This window comes from Catellatospora sp. NPDC049133 (assembly GCF_040648455.1).
Lineage (GTDB): Bacteria > Actinomycetota > Actinomycetes > Mycobacteriales > Micromonosporaceae > Catellatospora > Catellatospora aurea.
Map to the genome: position 1 here is coordinate 161,846 of NZ_JBEZDT010000016.1, position 16,243 is coordinate 178,088.

The following is a 16,243-nucleotide window of genomic DNA, read 5'->3' on the forward strand; positions in this document are numbered from 1 at the left end:
GATGTGGAACGGGGTCGGCGACCTGATCGTCGCCATCGACGGGGTGGCCTACGGGCTGCTGCTCTACACGGTAGCCGCCGGCCTCTCCCTCTGCCTCGGCGTGGCCGGGGTGATGCAGCTGTCGCACGGAACGGCTTACCTCGCCGGCGCCTACGCGGCCTGGGCGCTGATGCACGGGACCTGGGTGGGTTTGCTGACCGCGCTGGCGGCGGCGATCGTCGGCGGCGCGGCTGCGGGAACGGGCCTGGCGCTGCTGCTCGAAGCAGTGCCGAGGCACCTGGACCAGGCGCTGGCCACCATCGGTGTGGCGCTCGTCGGCGCATACGTGCTGACCGAGGTGTGGGGTGCCGAGCCGCTGTCGGTCGACCCTCCGGCAGGGCTCGGCGGGTCGGTCGACATCGCGGGTCGGCCCTACCCGGTCTACCGGATGGTGTTCATCGTCATTGGCGCCGGGCTCGCGGCCGGTCTGTGGTTGGTGGTCCACCGGACCCGGGCCGGTGCGGTCATGCGCGCCGTGGCGGCCGACCCGGCGATGGTCGCGGCGCTCGGCATCCCACCACGGCGAATGCGTGCGGCGGTGGTCGCCGTTGCCACCGCGGCGGCCGCTGCGGCAGGAGTCCTGGGCGCGCCCGTCGTGGGTCCGTCACCAGGTATAGACCATACGGTGCTGCTGCTGTCGCTGGTCATCGTCGTGGCTGGCGGTGCCGGGTCGACGCGCGGCGCCCTCGTGGCCGCGATGGTCGTCGGGCAGATCCAGACCACCGCGGTGGCAGGATGGCCGACCGCTGCGCCCTACCTGCCGTACGCGGTTCTGGCTCTGGCGCTGCTGGGCCGCTTCGGCATCAACCGCAGGAGGTCCGCATGACCAGCAGCAGCCGCGCGCGATTCCTCGGAATACCCGCGCCAGCGCTCACTGCGGCGGGCGTTGCCGCCAGCATGTCACTGCCGTGGCTCGCCGACGCCTACACCGTTTCCCTGGCTTCCTATGGTCTGGTCGCAGCGCTGGTTGCGGTCAGCGCCCACCTGCTCACCACCACGGTGGCGATGCCGACGCTCGGCCAGGCGGCCTACTTCGGCGTCGGTGCCTACACCGCGGCGGTCCTCGGGCAGGGGGTCAGCAGCGGGCTGGTCCAGCTGATTGCGGCTGCGACCGCCGGAGCCGGGGCTGCCGCCGTGATCGGCTCGGCGCTCGTACGCACCCGGGGCATGGTGTTCTTGGTCCTGACGATCGCGGTCGGCGAGGTGGCGCGCGTCGCCGCCGAGCAGGCGGTGCCGCTCACCGGCGGAGGCAACGGCCTGGCCGCCGTGCCGGTCTCCTTGCCCGGCGGCGCCGAACTGGTCCACGACGGGCATGTCTACCTGTACATCCTGACGTGCACACTGGCCATCACCGGTGGGCTGCATGTGCTGTTGCGCAGCCGAACCGGCATCACCTGGCGAGCCATCGCCGACCACGAGGCCCGCATGCAGGCCAACGGCTTCTCCGTGCACACCAGGCTCTGGACCGCCTACGTCACCGCCGGCGCGCTCGCGGGCGCGGCGGGAGCGCTGCTGATCGCCGCCCGCCGGTTCGTGTCGCCAACGGACGTGGCCTTCTCGACCAGCGCGCTGGCTCTGCTCGCCGCCATCATCGGCGCCCGCAGCGTGACCGCGACGGTGTTCGCCGCCTTGCTTATCGTCGGCGTGCGCGACGTGGCCGGCGCGGCTCTGCCCGGCACGAGCCCGCTGTTGCTGGGGCTGGTGTTCGTCGCCGCTGCACTGGCCCGCGGCGGCCGCGGCCGCCGCCTCGCCGCGAGGGTGCTACGCCGCCCCGACTACCCGCCCCGGTCCCACCCGGAAGGCCGACAACTGTGAGCACTCCCCTGCTGCGCATCCGCGGACTGCGGGTCCGCCTCGGCACGGCCCAGATCCTGCACGACGTCGACCTCGACATCGCGCAGGGATCCCGCCACGCCCTCGTCGGGCACAACGGCGCAGGCAAGTCCACGCTGCTGCACGCCATCGCCGGAACGGTCCGCCCGCGAGCAGGCAGCATCATGCTCGCCGGACGGGACATCACCAACCTGGCACCGCATCGGCGGGCCCGCCTGGGTATCGGACGGACCTGGCAGCACCCTGCCCTGTGCGGAAGCCTTACCGCCCTGCAGAACGTAACCCTGGCCATGCCCGGCCACGATCCGAGTCGGGCGCACAGGGCGCTGATGGCCAGCGGCCTCGGCGCGCACATCGACACCGCCGCCGACCAGATGTCCTACGGGCTGCGGCGGCGGCTGGAACTGGTGGTGGCGCTGGCCGCCCAGCCCCGTCTGCTGCTGCTCGATGAACCGAGCGCCGGGCTGAGCCCAGCCGAGATCAATTCGCTGATCATGCAGCTCACCTCGTTGCCGCCCGACACCTCAGTGGTGCTGGTCGACCACGACCTCGACGTCGTCTCCGCCATCGCGCACCAGGTCACTGTGCTGCACCACGGTCGGATCCTGGCCACCGGCGCCGCCGAGGAGGTCCGTCGCGCACCGCTGCCCCACCAGGCCCGGCCACGCACCGTGACTCCGGTGTTCGCTCCGCCACCGGCCCAGGACCGGCCGGTCGTCCTGGACGTCGATCGGTTGACCACCGGGTACCACGGCGCGCCGGTGCTGGCCGGCACCAGCCTCCACGTCACCGCAGGGGAGATCGTTGCGATCGCAGGCGGCAACGGCACCGGCAAGAGCACGCTGCTCAACGCCATCGCCGGACTGCAACCCGTTCAGGCGCCGACCACCATTCGGGTGGGCGGCCGGGAAGTGCACGGCCTCGACGCCGCCGGGCGGGCCCGGCTCGGCATCGCATTGGTGCCACAGGACCGGCGCCTGTTCGCGCAGCTGTCGGTCGCCGAGAACCTGGTTGTGCCCCGGCCGGGTGGCAGTGGCCCGCTCGGCGATCCCGCCGCGTTGTTCCCAGCGCTGGCAGGGCGCCTGCGGCAGCGGGCCGGGACCTTGTCCGGCGGCGAACAGCAGATGCTGTCCATCGCGCGAGCGCTGACCACCACCCCACGTGTGCTGCTGCTGGACGAGCCGTTCGAAGGGCTAGCACAGTCCGTGGCCGAACAGCTGTGGCTGGCCATCACCGAGCTCGCGCGCGGCGGTATGGCGATCGTGATCACCGGGCACCGTACGGATCAGATGGCCGAGCTGGGTGCGCGCGTCCTGGTGCTCACCGGCAGAGGGCTTTCCGGCCCTGCACCGGCCCGCGGTGAACAGCGCAGATCCAGCGGCCCGTACCAGCGTCCCTACCGGTAGAGCTCCACGCAAAGGGACCATTCCGCGGAATTTCAGCTCAGACCGTGTCGGTCGACGGCTCCCGATCCTCGGCCTGCTCGTCGTCATCGGCTGCTCCAGGGCTGTAGATCCGGATGTCCTGCGGCTCGATGACCATTGGTACCCCGCCGTTGACCAGTGCGTTGACGATCCGGTCGATCAGTTCGCGCTCCTTGGCCATCCTGGCGTCGTGCTCGTCGTCGGCGGATTCCCACGCGACCCGGGCGGCCAGCACCTCGTGCAGAACCGTGACTTCCGGCGTGAACTCAAGCCATCCGCCGGAGCGGCCGTCGGCCCACTCCGCCGGCAGTCCCGCATCCAGCGCCGCGCGCACCGCGAACGTCAGCTGCACCTGAGCCTCGATCTGGGCGGCGGCCGCAGCTCGCGTCTGCGCTGCGAGCTGGTGCATACGGGCGCGCCAGTGGTCGAGGGTGATCGCGACGTCGAAGGTTTCGGGCTTGGCCGTCAGCTCGGTCCAACTCCCTAGGTCGAGTGCCCGGCCGATGGCGACGGCCTCGGACAGTTTGGGCTCCCGATTGCCCTGCTCCAGCTTCCACACCGTCGCCTGGGTGAACGAGTGGCCGAGTTCGGTCACACGTTCAGCGAGGTCGGCCTGGGACATGCCCTTGGCTTCCCGCGCCCGCCGCAGGTTGATCGCGAAGAACTTGTCGACTGGTCCTCGATCAAGATGAGGCATCCGCCCGGCCCTTTCGTCACTCCAAAACGGAGTCGTTTACAACTGCGTTCCGAAGTGTACTCTGTGCGGGAGTCACTGCCAATTCTCGATTGGAGTCGTTATGGCATTGTCGTTGCCGGGCGCTGCGCGCCCGTGCCCCACCGCGCGCGAGTTCGCCGACCTGCTCGCGAGCTGGGGGTTCCAGGTCGTGCGGGAACGCCGGGCTGACCCGCACCACATCAGCCTGCGCGGCCCGCACGGAGGGCGGATGCGGATTCTGGCGTCGCGCCAGGGCCGGGCAGATGCCGATCAGATCACCCGTGCTGCCCGCCTGGCGCACGTCGACGTCGAGGTCTTCCTCGCCGGTCCGGCCGCCTGCGCGGGAGCCGCAACTGCGCGGAGGGCGGACGTGTTCAGGGCCGAGCCGCGCGGGTCAGCAGCCGGCGCGGACGAGGCCCTGGGCGGTGAGGTGCCTGGCGAAGCGCCGGGGTCGCAGCGGGGTGAAGCCCCGGCCGCCGAGCCGGTGGAGGTGCTGTTCGCCCGGCTGTTCCCGCATGGCATCACGATGACGCCCACTGTGGTGCCGGTTTTCCGGAGGTGGGCCGAGCTCACGCAGGTGCTGTCGGCGCACGCGGCCGCTCCGCGCTGACGGGGAAGACCGTGCGACCGGCCGACCCGCGCCGGGAACCCGCCCGCAGTGCGGCTTCCCGGCGCGGCGGTCAGGCCTCTACACCAGGTGAACCCGGCTGAGCCAGGCGTTCATCTCCAGGATGGCCGCGGCGTGCTGCGTCGGGGTCCAGTCGGTGAGGTCGCCGCGGTGGCGTTCCAGGAATGCCCGCACCTTCAGCTCATCCAGGATCTGCAGGATCGGGGCGGCGGGGTCGGTGATGACGTCGTGCAGCATCGACCACAGCGCCTGGTGGTACGGGGCGGTGAGCGCGGCCGGATACCCGGACTTGACCCGCCAGGCAATGCGTCCAGGGAGCAGATCCTCCACCGCACGGCGCAGTGCGCCCTTGGCCATGCCGCCGGCGCGCTTCATCGGCGCCGGGATGTTCCAGGCGTAGGCGAACAGCCGGTGACACAGGAACGGCACCCGCACCTCGACGCCAGCGGCCATGGCCAGGCGGTCGGCGCGTTGCAGCAGGAAGGGCAGATAGTGCCGGTTGGTCATCCAGCCGACCTCGCGCTGGCGGCGCGCGGTGCTGTCCTCGCCCGCCAGGTGCGGCACGGTGGCAAGCGCCTGGTCGTACTGGTCGGCCAGATACTGCTGCGGTCGCAGGTGAGCCGCGGCTTCGGCGCTGAGCAGGTCCAGCAGCGGCCGGTAGGTGGCGTGCCACGGGAATCCGTGGTGCTCGAAGTCGCCGCTGTTGTGGTACCAGCGGTAGCCGTAGAAGGCCTCGTCTGCTCCCTCACCGCTGAGCGCGACCTTCGCCGTCTGGCCGATACGGCTGAACAGCCGCAGCAGCGAAGCGTTGATCGTGGTCAGCGAGGGCAAGTCCATGGCGGCCAGCGTCGCGGCGTGCGCTTCGAGCAACTCGCTGGTGGTGACCGTGACCGTGGTGTGCTGCGACTTGATGTGCTCGGCGGTCTGCAGGGCGTAGGGGTGATCGCGGCCGTTATGGAAGGCCGAGCCCTCGTACTCGACGCCGCCTTCGGCAGCGTGGTCGAGGTCGAAGGTGAACAGCTCCTTGCCCTCGTCACCCAGGCGCTGAGCCGCAAGCGCGGCCACGGCGGCCGAGTCCACCCCGCCACTGTTCATGGCCGCGATCTGCACGTCGGCGTCAGCCGTCAGGCGCTGGCCCACGCTGTCTTCCAGCAGCCGGCGTACCGTCCTGACGGTCTCGGCAGCGGTGTGCCGGTGCGGCAGGCTCTGCAGCGCCCAGTACCGCCGGATCTGCAGGCCGCCGCGGTGAAACCGCGCAACGGTGCCGGCCGGGACCTCGCGGACTCCTCTGACCACGGACGTGCCAGGGCTGGACATCGGGAGCATGGCGACCAGATGAGCCAGACCCGCCGCGTCGGCCTCGGCAGGCACCTGCGGATGGGCGAGCAGGCACTTGTGCTCCGACCCGAACACGAGCCCGTTGTCCGTCTGCCGGTAGTACAGCGGTTTGACGCCGAACCGGTCCCGAGCCAGCAGAAGGTACTGCAGACGCTCGTCCCAGATCGCGATGGCGAAGTCGCCGTCGAGGCGGTCGACGAAGTGCGGACCCCACTCCAAGTACGCGCGCAACACGACCTCGGTGTCCGAGACGGTCCGGAAGCGGTGCCCGAGCCCGGACAGCTGCCAGCGCAGCTCCCGGTGGTTGTACACCTCGCCGTTGAAGGTCACCGTCACCTGCCGGCCGTGCTCGTCGACGGCCATCGGCTGGGCGCCTCCGGGCCCGTCGACGATGGAAAGCCTGGCATGTCCCAGCGCCGCGAAATCGGCCGACCACACCGCCATGCCGTCGGGGCCACGATGGAGCAGCGTCCTGGTCATCGCCTGGATGATCGTCGGGTCGCGCCCCGCCAGGCCGGTCCAGTCGACATACCCCGCGACTCCGCACATTCCAGGCCCCCTCGTGATGCCGCACTGCGGCCAACCTATATGGATAGCTGTATACATCGAATCTCTCCGGCTATCCATAAAGTCTGAGTTAAGCGTTTCGGCATTGACGCAAATTGCACGTCCGGAGAGAATCGAGCGGTGTCCAGAGGGGACCTCGGCTGACCGGCCGAGGGAAGAACGGGGACCGGCTGCCACGGGGGCCCGGCCGCCGACTGCGACGCCGTCGCCGCATCGCGTTGCGTGCTCTGGGGTGGCGGCGCCGCCGGGCGAGGGGATGTTGATGAGGACGGAGCAGACCGAAGGGCGGGCGTTGGCGCTGGCGGACGCTGGTATGCGTCACGTGGGCGGGCCGCCGCCGCAACGACGCCAGACGGGCGGCCGTGACCGCCTGGTGCTGACACGTTGGCCGGACAGCGACGACATCGTGGCGATCGTGACCGTCAACGCAGCCGAGATGAAACGGCTCAAGCCCGGCTTCGCTACCTGGCACGGCGACGACATGGCCATCCCGGCGCACCGCCGAGCCCACCTCGAGTACGGCCCTCGCGGCATCAGCCTCTACGTGGCAGGTGACCTCATCGCCGACGGGACCGGCCCGGCTGGAGCGCTGCCGGAGTCCTGCCTGGTCGGTCTGGTGACACCGGGTCTGCTGTCCGGCGCCGGGCGCGCTCTGGCCGACGAGTTCATCACGCTCCTGGAACTCGGACTGGCCCGGGTCGCCGAAGCTCCTGCCCTGCGGATGCAGACCGTGTGCTCGGACGTCGTGGCGGCTGCCTGACATTCCACGGCATAGACGAGGGCCCAGTCCGCGTGGACTGGGCCCTCAACCGTCTTGGCAAGCCTGCACTCAAGCGCTCCGCCCTACGCCGGAGCGGCTTCGCCGTGGCCGCCATCGCGTGCGGCATCGGCGCGGTCCTACTTGTACTGCTCGCGCAACTTCTCCACGCCGGCGGTCTCCATCGCCATCCGCAGATAGCGTTCGCGCAGCTCCTCAGGCGTGCGGGGCGCCTGTTCGATCAGCTCGAACAGCGCCAGCTCCACCAGCGCGTTGAACGTCGTGCCCTCAAGCTCGGCGTGCGCGTCGGCCAGCGCGCGCAGCCGCTCAGGCAGGCGCAGCGTGAAGGGCCGTTTGCGGCTGTTCCACTTCGGCAGTTCAGCGGGGACCTCGTGTTCCAGGTCCGCGGGCAGGCCCGCAGCCGCCAGCGACTCCCGGTCGGCGCCGTCGTAGCGCTCGGCGAGATCGTGTCGGCGACGACGCCGCAGAACGCCAAGCGCCTCCTCCTCAGTGACGGCGTGTGCCCGGCCCGGCCCGGCGACCAGCGGCCCCTCCTCCCCGGGAAGGGCGGGCTGGGGCGCGGCAACGATCATCTCGGGCTTGAGCGACGGGTCCGGACTACTGACCCGGATTCGTCGTCCACCCGCTCGGCCATCGGGTTTCGCGGCCACGAGCACCTCTTTACGTCAGGACGCTACAAAAGATTACGTCATCCACGAGTCATCGTAGGGCTGCCGATCCTGCCGAGACAAGCAAGCAGCCCCGGTGAATCGCGCGGGGGGCGAGGGTTCGGTTGCGAGCCGGCTGGCGCTCCCGCCCTACCTGCTCGCGGCGCCGCCGAGTCGAGCCGACGGCGTATACGACATGCCGTAAAGGCTGTTAACGTCATTACGTAAGCATGATTTCGGGGGGATGGCATGGTTGAACTCGTGCACCGGGCGGACCGCTCGGCCAGCGGTCTGTTCTGGGCAGCAAGCGCGCGCCGCATTGGCGCCGACGTGGAGGCGGTCCGGCAGCGCTCGGTCGGCGCGCGACGCACGCTTGGCGACCAGTTGACATCGGACCTGAGCCATCCCCAGGTCGCCGCGCTGCTGACCCAGTGCCTGCTCGACTCCGCCCGTACCCGTACGGATGCGGGCAGGGCCCTGCAGAATGTCGTGCTCGACCTGATGGCGGAACTGCTTCGGGCGCCGGCCGACCGATGGCGCGGGTACGTGACACACGGATCGGCGGCGGGGACGCTGCACGCGCTGCGCACCGCACGTGAGCGGTACCCGGAGGCCATCGTGCTGCGCTCGACCGCAGCTCACGCGAGTGTCGCGGCAGCGGCTGAACTGCTGTCCATGCCGACCGCGGTCGTCGCATCGACCAGCCGCGGCGAGATGGACTACGGCGACCTGGAGGCCAGGCTCGCCCAGCACCGGCACCGCAGGCCGGTCATCGTGGCCACCGCCGGAACTCCGCTGACGGAGGCGGTCGACGACCTCCACCGGATCGTGGCGGTCTGCCACAGGCTCGGGATCGCAGATCGTTTTGTGCACGTCGATGCGGCATTCAGCGGCATACCGCTGGCCCTGCGCGATCCGATGGGACGACCCGGCTTCGACTTCGCAGACGGTGCCGACTCCGTCGTGGTATCCGGGCACAAGTTCCTGTCAACGCTGCTGCCCTGCGGCATCCTGCTGGTCAAAGGCCACGTCGGCGGCAGCGGGCACCAGGTGCCGGACCCCGCCACCGGCCATCTCGCGCTGCTGCTGTGGGAGGTGATGCGCCGCCACGGTGTCGCGGGACTGCGAGCGCGGGCGAGCCGTGCCGAAGCGGTTGCCGACTACGCCGAACAGGCGCTGGTGGACGCGGGCTGGCCGGCGTGGCGGCATCCCCATGCCCTCACGGTCGTGCTGCGCTGCCCGCCGACGCCCGTCGCCGAGCAGTGGGGCCTGCCAGACGCGGGCGGATGGACCCGCCTGGTGTGTCTTCCCGGGGTGACCCGCCGCCACGTGGATGCTTTCGTGGCGGCCCTGCCGCAGCCGGGCGGCTCAGCCGAGGGTGCGCTGGTGCTGGAGTCGGCGGGCGTCCGATGACCGTCGCGCTTCCGCACCGGGGTCGTCAGGCGTGGTCCGCGTCGGCGCGGGGGTTCGCCCTCTGCAGCAGCGCCATGATCACACTGGGGGCGTCGTTCCCGATCAACCAGCTCCTTCTCGGCTATCCGACCTCCCTCAGCCAGGCACTGCGATACGGTCTGGCCGCGCTCGTGCTCATCTACATTGCGGCCCTGTCGGGCCGAGCCCTGCTGCGAGGCATCCGCGCTGAACAGTGGCTGCGGCTCGCGCTGGTCGGCGGCAGCCTCGTGCCGTTCAACCTGCTGCTGTTCGAGTCTCTGCGCCGAGCCGATCCGGCAGTCGTCGCCACGGTGTTGGGCTGCGCCCCGATAGGAATGGCCGTGTGCGGCCCGCTGCTGCGCGGCCGCGCGCCGGCGGTCCGGCTTCTGGCGGCGGCGGGGATCGTGGCTGCCGGAACCGCCGTGGTCCACGGCGGTGGCCGCACCGACACCGTCGGCGTGCTCTGCGCGGCGGGCGCGCTGGTCGCCGATATGGCGTTCACGATCTGGGCAGCGGGCCTGATGGCCGAGCTCGATGCCGTGGCTGTCGCCGCGGGCAGCAGCATGGCTGCGGTGCCGCTGTTCGTGGCCACCGCGCTGGTGAGCGGCGAGGTGAGCAGCTGGCGGTTGCCGACCGCCGCGCAGGGCGCGGCGATCGGCTTCCTCGCGGTCGTGCTCACTGCGGTGGCGTTCGTCTGGTGGTTCCGGGGCGTCGATGAGATCGGTGTCGACCACGCGGGCATCACGATCAGCTGGGTGCCGGTGGCCACGGTGGCGACCGCCGCGGTGCAGCACGGTGCCTGGCCGCAGCCGTCCGAAGTCCTCGGTGTGGCCGTGGTGGCCGCTGGGCTCGTGATGGGCCTGGCTCCGCCGAAACGTCGGCGAGGTTTCGGCCCGCAGGCCTCGCTGTAACGGCCGCCGGGCGGCCGGGCCTGCTCTGGAGTCCAGACGCCGGCGCGAGGCGATTCTGCGGAATCCGGTGCCCCATCGGCCGGTGCGGTCAGGCGGCCGGCCCGATCGTGAGCATCTGGTCGAAGGTAGCCATGAGCAACGGGTTGACCGGATGGTCGACGCCGGAACGCCGCGAGGCTGCGGCCAGCACTGACTCGACCCGCACTTGCGTGTTCGTCAGTTCGCGGATCAGGCTGCCTGCGTCGGCGCCTGCCAGCACCGTGGCGACGAACCACTCGACCTCCCCCAGCGACAGCACGGCGTGCGGGCAGCCCGGGTCGGGCAGCTGACTGCGATAGAACTCGCTGTTGACCATGAGGAAGGGGTCGGCCGTGACGACGATCGCGCACACGTCAGTCGGCAGATCGAAGCCGGAGAAGACCGCGTCGCCGGAGCGGATCAGCTCTGCGGTGACCGGGACCTGGCCGGCGAGGCTGGCGCCGACGTCGCGGCCGACCGCGGCGAGGTGGCTGTCGAAGTCGCGCTGGCCGTACAGCGGCACGCGTGCGCTCTTGCACTCCACGATGGTCGCGATCCCGCCCATCGACAGCACCCAGTCGCAGGTCTTGCCACGGTTCTTGCGGCTGCCGTAGGGCTGCTCGGGAACGAGGGCGTCATGAGAGAGCTGGTCGAGCTGCCGGCCGACGTACGCCTCGGTGAGCTTGCCCAGGTCGCGGGCGAACTTGGTCCGGTACTTGGCCACGCCGAGGTGGTAAATCGCGGTCAGGCTGATCCGCTTCTCGACCAGGTGCATGGACGGTGCGACATACCGGCCGCCGCCCAGGCCAACGAACGGGGTGCTGGCCAGCGGATTGAAGTCGAGCCGACGCATCGCGGGGTCGGACGCGCGATCGGCGGCGCACCGCTGCTGCAGCGCGGGCAGCTCGGCGGCGAGCATGTTGTGGAACACGTGCAACGCCTGCTCGGCGGTCACGCCGAAGCGGGTCAGGTCCGGGTCGGCCAACTGCGCCGGGTCGAAGACCCCGTTGGCCTGCCGAGCCAGGGAGAAGACCACGAAGGCGGCCCGCACGAAGGTCCGCAGTGGCATACCGAGCAGGTCCACCCAGGTCTGTTCCCGGATCACCTCCAGGTCGAGGGCCGCGTAATCGGCGTCGGCGTGATCGCAGACCGCGACCAGCCTGGCCAGCTCGGCCAACGGCTGGAACGCGCCGAACGGCACCTGCTGGTAGAGGTAACGCACCGCCAGCGAGTCGGCTGCTGCCGGCGTGACGTCAGTGAGGATCGGGTCGGCCTGGTTGAGGTCGAGCTGGCCGAGTCGCACCAGACCCGCGCCGGTGATGCGCCCCGTCTGCGAAGGGCCGCTGTAGGCGATGCATTCACGGGCCAGCGACGCGATGGACCAGGGGCGCGGCAGCGCCGGGGAGTCGCCGCGCGACAGCTGGGCATTGGACGCGCGGGCTAGGGCGGGCAGCAGCTCGGCCGGGGCGTACGCGCTGACGGCTGCCACGACGTCGGCGTGGGTGGGGATCGCGGTGCTCACCGGGCAAGGTTCGTCGGTCGGCAGCCAGGCGGCAACCGAGTTGCCGGGCGGGACAAGCGACAGCGGCCGGGCCCGCGGTGAGGGCCCGGCCGCTGTCGGCAGGATCGGTTACGGCCGGTAGGGGGCGCAGAACCAGTCCTTGTTGGTCATGGTGTAGGTCGACTTGGGATGCGAGATGGTGGTGGCGGTCTTCGGCCCGTACACGCCGTCGGCGGTGATCCGGCTGTTCTTCTGGGCCTTGATCAGCGCGTTCTTGGTGTTCGTGCCGAAGTGCCCGTCGACCGTCAGCTTGATGCCCAGCCAGCCGTAGCAGCCGTTCAGGGTCTGCTGCAGTCGCTTGACCTGCCAGCCGACGTCGCCGTACCGGATCTCGCACTTGATCTCGTCCCAGCCGCCCCCGAAGTGCTTGACCGGCATCGTCGAGACGGCCGGGACGACGATGTCCCAGTCGAACAGGTGGGTGCCCTGGACGAAGGCCCACCCGTCGCACTTCGGAGTGGCCGCATGGGCGGCCGGCGCGGTGGCCAGGACCCCGACGGCCGCCATGAGCGCGGCGACCAGGCTCAGCCCGACCGTGCGGCGCCAGCCCCGCTTCGGGCGACGGCCTGCGGTGGGCGAACCCATCGGCACCCCGGAGCCTGGAACGGCCGGCGTTGGCCGAACCCCGTCTGGTACGCGTACCGCGATCGCTTCTTCGACATTCACCTTGATCTCCCCGTGTAGTGCGCAGCCGCCCCAGGCCGAGCCCGGGAGCACTGCCGGTGGACGGCGGCGCGGTTGATCGGATCTGGTGCCAGGCCCCGAACTGGAAGCCGACCGGCGGCGGCCCGCGGGCGGTGCCGCACGTCGTCGTGTCGTGCCTGGCCGAGCGGTGGTGACGGCGCTGCGCCGATGTCGGCGGCCGTTAACCCAGCACGGGCCCTTCCAGCTCGTAGCAGCCGAGACCGAGGCCCCTCATGCCGAAGAACTTCATGTTCCAGGCCTCGGCCCCGGTGTACTTGCCGGTCTGCGGCAGCCACTCGCTGCGCTGCGCCTTGATCAGCGCGGCCTGCGTCTTCGACCCGAACTGACCGTCGACGACCAGCGCGGTCCCGATGACGCTCTTGTAGCAGCGGTTGAGCGTCGACTGGAGGACCTTTACCTCGGTGCCCGTCTCGCCGTAGGCGATGGTGCACTCGAAGATGGGCGTGGTCGTCGTCGTGGCGACCGGCATCACGACCTGGGTGCGCCAGTCGGCCTGCACCGTCGCCGAGCTGTTGCACCGCGGCGCGGTGGCGGCATGCGCGGCCGGCGCGGTGACCAGCACACCCACAGCGCTCATCAGCGTTGCGGCCACGACGGCGGCCACCCCGGTGAGCAGACGGCGCGGCTTGGCCGGGCGGGAAGTCGAGTCGGTGCGTCCGGTGCCGACGTAGTCGTTGGACAGCATGGTCTTTCCCCCGTGATCGGTCCCGGCGTCAGGCCGGGCAGTGGTTGGTGAGGTAGGACAGCTGGGGAGGCGGCTCGGGCGCGCTGACGGCCACCGACGTCCCGGCGGCGATCAGCGCCGTCGTGAAGGCCAGGCCGCAGAGATGCCAGATCCGCCGCCGCGGTGCCCGGTGGACGCCTTTGCGGCGGCGGCCAGCCAGCGCGAGCCGAGGCGCTGCGGCGGGACCTTCGGGCCGAAGCCAACCTGGCGGGAGTAGCGCCGTCGTATGTTCGACATTCACGCTCGGCTCCCCCGCGCGCGGGTCTGTGCGGTCGGCGTCGTCACGGCAGCCGCAGGCAGACGTAGTAGAGCCCGTACGGCGTGTAGCTCCAGGACCAGTGCTGCATGGCAGCCGCGGTCTGCGGCCCGTAGACGCCGTCGGCGGTGATGCCCAGCGCGCGCTGGACCTTGACGAGAGCGTTCTTGGTCTGGGTGCCGAACTCCCCATCGGCGCCGATCCGGCCACCGATGACCTTGCCGTAGCAGAGGTTGAGGGAGTCCTGCAGCTGCAGGACCGCGTAGGAGAACTTCCCCGTGGTGCCCAGGCCGTAGCGCATCGAGCAGCGCCAGGTCTCGCTGCCGTTGGCGGTGTAGGTGGCCACGAACGTGGCCGTGTCGCCGCCGTTGCGGTAGTACGCCCCCGTGCCGTTGCACGTGGGCGTGGCCGCCTGGGCGGGCGCGGCCGCTGCCAGGCTCACCGCGATCGCGGCGGCCAGGGCTGCGCCGACCGCCAGCACGCGCGCACCCCAGCGGCGCGGGTGCGGCTTGCCCGATTCGAGCTTCATGAGTCCCCCGTCTGCGTCTAGTGTCTTACGTGCGTACGTAAAACCGGATAACGTACCGACGATATAAGACCGTGCGTCGTAACGTAAAGGGGTCTTGATGGAGCTGCCATCCGATGTGCTCGTGCGGCCCGACCCGGCTGACACCGTCGCCTACCGGCGATGGATCCAGGCGATGGCCGAACTCAACGGCGACGGCGACCAGCCCGGAGCGGCGACGACGACCGCGCACGCGCCGCACAGCCGCAAACCGTGGAAGACCGCGCTGGCAGGAGACCTGCCCGTCGCGGGCTGTATGGAATGAGGGAGAAACCCGTGGCCACACTCGTGCTGTCCAACCACACGACCGTCATCGAGGACCGTCTGCAGGCAGACGGAAAGGAGGTGATCGTCTGCCTGACCAAGCCGGTCGCCGCCGTGCGGATGGCGGACCCGCCCGGCTACGAGATGGTCACCGTGTCGCACTGGCACGCCTTCGGCGAGCTCGCCGACCTCGCGCGAGACCTGCGCGGACGCGTCGACCGGATCGCCACCCTGTGGGAAGGAGCCCTCGTCGCCGCAGGATTCCTGCGCGACCTGCTCGACCTTCCTGGCCAGCGCATGTCCGAGGCGCTCGGCTTCACCGACAAGGCGGTGATGAAGACCCGTCTGGCCCGCGCGGGTGTTCCGGTGGCCCGCCACCGCATCGTGCGCAGCGTCGACGACGTACACGGCGCGGCCGGCGAACTCGGCGGCTACCCGGTGGTCGTGAAGCCGCTGTCCGGGTTCGCCTCCACCAACACCTACGTCGTGCGCAGTTTCGCCCACCTGCAGACCATGCGCGAGAACGTGTTCAGCCGCAGGCTCGACGCCGGAGCCATGTTCAGCGCCGAGACCGCGTTCCACAGCCTCGCCGAGCAGGGACAGTTCCTCGTCGAGGAGTACATCGACATCGACACCGAGTACCACTGCGACGGCTTCTGGAGAGGTGGCCAGCCCGTCTACCACGTCCCCGGCCGGTACAACGTCCCGCCGCTGCGCGGCATGGGCGCCACGCTGGGTTCGGTCCTGCTCGACCCCGGCAGCCGCGACGGCTCCACCGTCGCGGCCATCGCCGACCGCGCAGCCCGCACGCTGGGCCTGCACGACGGCTTCAGCCACGCCGAGGTCTACAGGAGCACCGACGGACGATGGCTGCTCGGCGAGATCGCAGCCCGGCCCGGCGGCGGCGGCATCCAGCCCACCCTCGGCCATGCCTACGGACTCGACGTGCCAGCCATGCTGGCCCAGCACGCCGTCGGCGACCTGGTCACCGCCAACCCGCGCCCGGCCGCAGGCGTCTTCGGCTGGGCCGGCACCGCCGTCCCGCCCGGCCGGATCACCCAGGTCGTCCAGCGCGAGGCCCTGCTGCGCCACCGCGGCGTCATCGACGCCACCGTCGTCGCCGCCGTCGGCGGGACCGGCGGCCCGACCGGCACCGGACTGTGGGGCGGCCTCGCTGGCTACGTCTTCCTCCACGCAGACGCCACCGGCGATGTCCTGGCCCTCATGGACGACGTCGCGGACTGGTACGCGATCCGCGTGGAGGAACCACTGGCGGTGGGCGCGTGACCACCGCACTCGCCCCGGATGCCACGCAGACGACCGAACCGGCACAAGGATGGTGGGCAGCCCGCTTCGGCGGGCTGCCCCGCACCTTCTGGGTCCTGTTCACCGGCATCGGGCTGGCCCGGCTCGGCTTCTTCGTCGTGCCTTTCCTCGGCTACTGGCTCACCGTCGACCGCGGCCTGAACCCCGCCCAGATCGGGGTGGTCATGACTTCCTTCGGCGCCGGATGGGCGCTGTCCATGCCCATCGGCGGCTGGCTCGCCGACCGCCTCGGCCGCCGCACGGTCATCATCGCCAGCGCCCTCGGCGCCGCCAGCGCCTACCTCGCGCTCGGCGCAGTCCACGGATACGGGCCGCTGATCGCCACGGCGTTCTTCGTCGGAGCAACCTTCGACTTGTACCGGCCCGCGGTCCAGGCGGCCATGACCGACGCCGTCGACCCCGAGGGCCGCGGACGAGCGCTCGGCTTGTTGTACCTGGTCATGAACGCCTCTCGGATGCTGTCCTGTGCGCTCGGAGGGTTGCTTGCCGAGCGGGCCTTCGGCGCTCTGTTCG

18 protein-coding genes are annotated in these 16,243 nt (G+C 70.8%); 10 read left to right on the forward strand and 8 right to left on the reverse strand.

Going from position 1 to position 16,243, the window contains the following annotated elements; translation table 11 throughout:
* Position 1: 1 nt before the first annotated feature.
* From AB0B35_RS20055 to AB0B35_RS20065, 3 genes are read left to right on the forward strand one after another with little or no spacing between them, the layout of a single operon-like run.
* The gene (locus AB0B35_RS20055) at positions 2-865 is read left to right on the forward strand and encodes a branched-chain amino acid ABC transporter permease (RefSeq protein WP_361047461.1); all 864 of its coding nucleotides are present in this window, start codon (positions 2-4) and stop codon (positions 863-865) included.
* Positions 862-1,854 carry a branched-chain amino acid ABC transporter permease gene (locus AB0B35_RS20060; protein WP_361047464.1) on the forward strand — a complete coding sequence of 331 codons (993 nt, stop codon included), beginning with the start codon at positions 862-864 and terminating at the stop codon, positions 1,852-1,854. The genes AB0B35_RS20055 and AB0B35_RS20060 overlap by 4 nt, the downstream gene beginning before the upstream one ends.
* Positions 1,851-3,278 carry an ATP-binding cassette domain-containing protein gene (locus AB0B35_RS20065; RefSeq protein ID WP_361047467.1) on the forward strand — a complete coding sequence of 476 codons (1,428 nt, stop codon included), beginning with the start codon at positions 1,851-1,853 and terminating at the stop codon, positions 3,276-3,278. Before AB0B35_RS20060 ends, AB0B35_RS20065 begins: the two co-directional genes overlap by 4 nt.
* Before the next feature lie 37 nt (positions 3,279-3,315).
* On the opposite strand, the gene AB0B35_RS20070 is transcribed toward AB0B35_RS20065, so the two are convergent.
* Positions 3,316-3,993, reverse strand: coding sequence for a helix-turn-helix transcriptional regulator (locus AB0B35_RS20070; protein WP_361047469.1), 678 nt, complete (start codon positions 3,991-3,993; stop codon positions 3,316-3,318).
* Positions 3,994-4,093: 100 nt separating this feature from the next.
* Between AB0B35_RS20070 and AB0B35_RS20075 the strand changes: the two genes are divergently transcribed.
* The gene (locus AB0B35_RS20075; protein ID WP_361047472.1) at positions 4,094-4,621 is read left to right on the forward strand and encodes a hypothetical protein; all 528 of its coding nucleotides are present in this window, start codon (positions 4,094-4,096) and stop codon (positions 4,619-4,621) included.
* Positions 4,622-4,699: 78 nt separating this feature from the next.
* Here AB0B35_RS20075 and asnB read toward each other — a convergent pair whose 3' ends face one another.
* Positions 4,700-6,526: an asparagine synthase (glutamine-hydrolyzing) gene (asnB, locus tag AB0B35_RS20080; protein ID WP_361047473.1), complete on the reverse strand. Its 1,827-nt coding sequence runs from the start codon at positions 6,524-6,526 to the stop codon at positions 4,700-4,702.
* 280 nt (positions 6,527-6,806) lie between these two features.
* Between asnB and AB0B35_RS20085 the strand changes: the two genes are divergently transcribed.
* Positions 6,807-7,304 (forward strand): hypothetical protein, encoded by a 498-nt coding sequence (locus tag AB0B35_RS20085; protein ID WP_361047475.1) that lies wholly within the window; start codon positions 6,807-6,809, stop codon positions 7,302-7,304.
* Positions 7,305-7,441: 137 nt separating this feature from the next.
* On the opposite strand, the gene AB0B35_RS20090 is transcribed toward AB0B35_RS20085, so the two are convergent.
* Entirely contained in the window at positions 7,442-7,972 is a 531-nt protein-coding gene (locus tag AB0B35_RS20090; RefSeq protein WP_361047478.1) for a hypothetical protein, read from the reverse strand.
* A 258-nt stretch (positions 7,973-8,230) separates the two neighbouring features.
* On the opposite strand from AB0B35_RS20090, the gene AB0B35_RS20095 reads away from it, so the two are divergent.
* Both AB0B35_RS20095 and AB0B35_RS20100 read left to right on the forward strand, forming a co-directional pair.
* Complete coding sequence (locus AB0B35_RS20095) at positions 8,231-9,382, forward strand: pyridoxal-dependent decarboxylase (protein ID WP_361047480.1); 1,152 nt, start codon at positions 8,231-8,233, stop codon at positions 9,380-9,382.
* Positions 9,379-10,311 (forward strand): DMT family transporter, encoded by a 933-nt coding sequence (locus AB0B35_RS20100; RefSeq protein WP_361047483.1) that lies wholly within the window; start codon positions 9,379-9,381, stop codon positions 10,309-10,311. The genes AB0B35_RS20095 and AB0B35_RS20100 overlap by 4 nt, the downstream gene beginning before the upstream one ends.
* Before the next feature lie 88 nt (positions 10,312-10,399).
* Here the strand turns inward: AB0B35_RS20100 and AB0B35_RS20105 are convergent, their stop codons facing one another.
* The 5 genes from AB0B35_RS20105 to AB0B35_RS20125 form a co-directional block, all read right to left on the reverse strand.
* Positions 10,400-11,851 carry a hypothetical protein gene (locus AB0B35_RS20105; protein WP_361047485.1) on the reverse strand — a complete coding sequence of 484 codons (1,452 nt, stop codon included), beginning with the start codon at positions 11,849-11,851 and terminating at the stop codon, positions 10,400-10,402.
* Positions 11,852-11,959: 108 nt separating this feature from the next.
* Positions 11,960-12,475, reverse strand: a complete 516-nt coding sequence (locus tag AB0B35_RS20110; protein ID WP_361047488.1) for a peptidoglycan-binding domain-containing protein — start codon at positions 12,473-12,475, stop codon at positions 11,960-11,962.
* A 280-nt stretch (positions 12,476-12,755) separates the two neighbouring features.
* On the reverse strand, positions 12,756-13,280 hold the full coding sequence (locus tag AB0B35_RS20115; protein ID WP_361047490.1) for a peptidoglycan-binding domain-containing protein: 525 nt from the start codon (positions 13,278-13,280) through the stop codon (positions 12,756-12,758).
* A 28-nt stretch (positions 13,281-13,308) separates the two neighbouring features.
* Positions 13,309-13,560, reverse strand: coding sequence for a hypothetical protein (locus AB0B35_RS20120; RefSeq protein WP_361047492.1), 252 nt, complete (start codon positions 13,558-13,560; stop codon positions 13,309-13,311).
* A 40-nt stretch (positions 13,561-13,600) separates the two neighbouring features.
* Positions 13,601-14,104, reverse strand: coding sequence for a peptidoglycan-binding domain-containing protein (locus tag AB0B35_RS20125; protein ID WP_361047495.1), 504 nt, complete (start codon positions 14,102-14,104; stop codon positions 13,601-13,603).
* A 97-nt stretch (positions 14,105-14,201) separates the two neighbouring features.
* On the opposite strand from AB0B35_RS20125, the gene AB0B35_RS20130 reads away from it, so the two are divergent.
* From AB0B35_RS20130 to AB0B35_RS20140, 3 genes are all read left to right on the forward strand, one after another.
* Complete coding sequence (locus tag AB0B35_RS20130; RefSeq protein WP_361047497.1) at positions 14,202-14,405, forward strand: hypothetical protein; 204 nt, start codon at positions 14,202-14,204, stop codon at positions 14,403-14,405.
* Between the two features lie 11 nt (positions 14,406-14,416).
* Complete coding sequence (locus AB0B35_RS20135) at positions 14,417-15,691, forward strand: ATP-grasp domain-containing protein (protein WP_361047500.1); 1,275 nt, start codon at positions 14,417-14,419, stop codon at positions 15,689-15,691.
* Positions 15,688-16,243 (forward strand): MFS transporter (locus AB0B35_RS20140; RefSeq protein WP_361047502.1); only part of this gene is annotated, 556 nt, incomplete at its 3' end. The genes AB0B35_RS20135 and AB0B35_RS20140, both read left to right, overlap by 4 nt.

Excerpts from the sequence above, each read along its gene's own strand:
- AB0B35_RS20110 (WP_361047488.1), bottom strand. The coding sequence starts at position 12,475 with ATGGGTTCGCCCACCGCAGGCCGTCGCCCGAAGCGGGGCTGGCGCCGC.
- AB0B35_RS20070 (WP_361047469.1), bottom strand. The coding sequence starts at position 3,993 with ATGCCTCATCTTGATCGAGGACCAGTCGACAAGTTCTTCGCGATCAAC.
- AB0B35_RS20125 (WP_361047495.1), bottom strand. The coding sequence starts at position 14,104 with ATGAAGCTCGAATCGGGCAAGCCGCACCCGCGCCGCTGGGGTGCGCGC.
- AB0B35_RS20060 (WP_361047464.1), top strand. The coding sequence starts at position 862 with ATGACCAGCAGCAGCCGCGCGCGATTCCTCGGAATACCCGCGCCAGCG.
- AB0B35_RS20130 (WP_361047497.1), top strand. The coding sequence starts at position 14,202 with ATGGAGCTGCCATCCGATGTGCTCGTGCGGCCCGACCCGGCTGACACC.
- AB0B35_RS20115 (WP_361047490.1), bottom strand. The coding sequence starts at position 13,280 with ATGCTGTCCAACGACTACGTCGGCACCGGACGCACCGACTCGACTTCC.
- AB0B35_RS20055 (WP_361047461.1), top strand. The coding sequence starts at position 2 with ATGTGGAACGGGGTCGGCGACCTGATCGTCGCCATCGACGGGGTGGCC.
- asnB (WP_361047473.1), bottom strand. The coding sequence starts at position 6,526 with ATGTGCGGAGTCGCGGGGTATGTCGACTGGACCGGCCTGGCGGGGCGC.
- AB0B35_RS20085 (WP_361047475.1), top strand. The coding sequence starts at position 6,807 with ATGAGGACGGAGCAGACCGAAGGGCGGGCGTTGGCGCTGGCGGACGCT.
- AB0B35_RS20075 (WP_361047472.1), top strand. The coding sequence starts at position 4,094 with ATGGCATTGTCGTTGCCGGGCGCTGCGCGCCCGTGCCCCACCGCGCGC.
- AB0B35_RS20100 (WP_361047483.1), top strand. The coding sequence starts at position 9,379 with ATGACCGTCGCGCTTCCGCACCGGGGTCGTCAGGCGTGGTCCGCGTCG.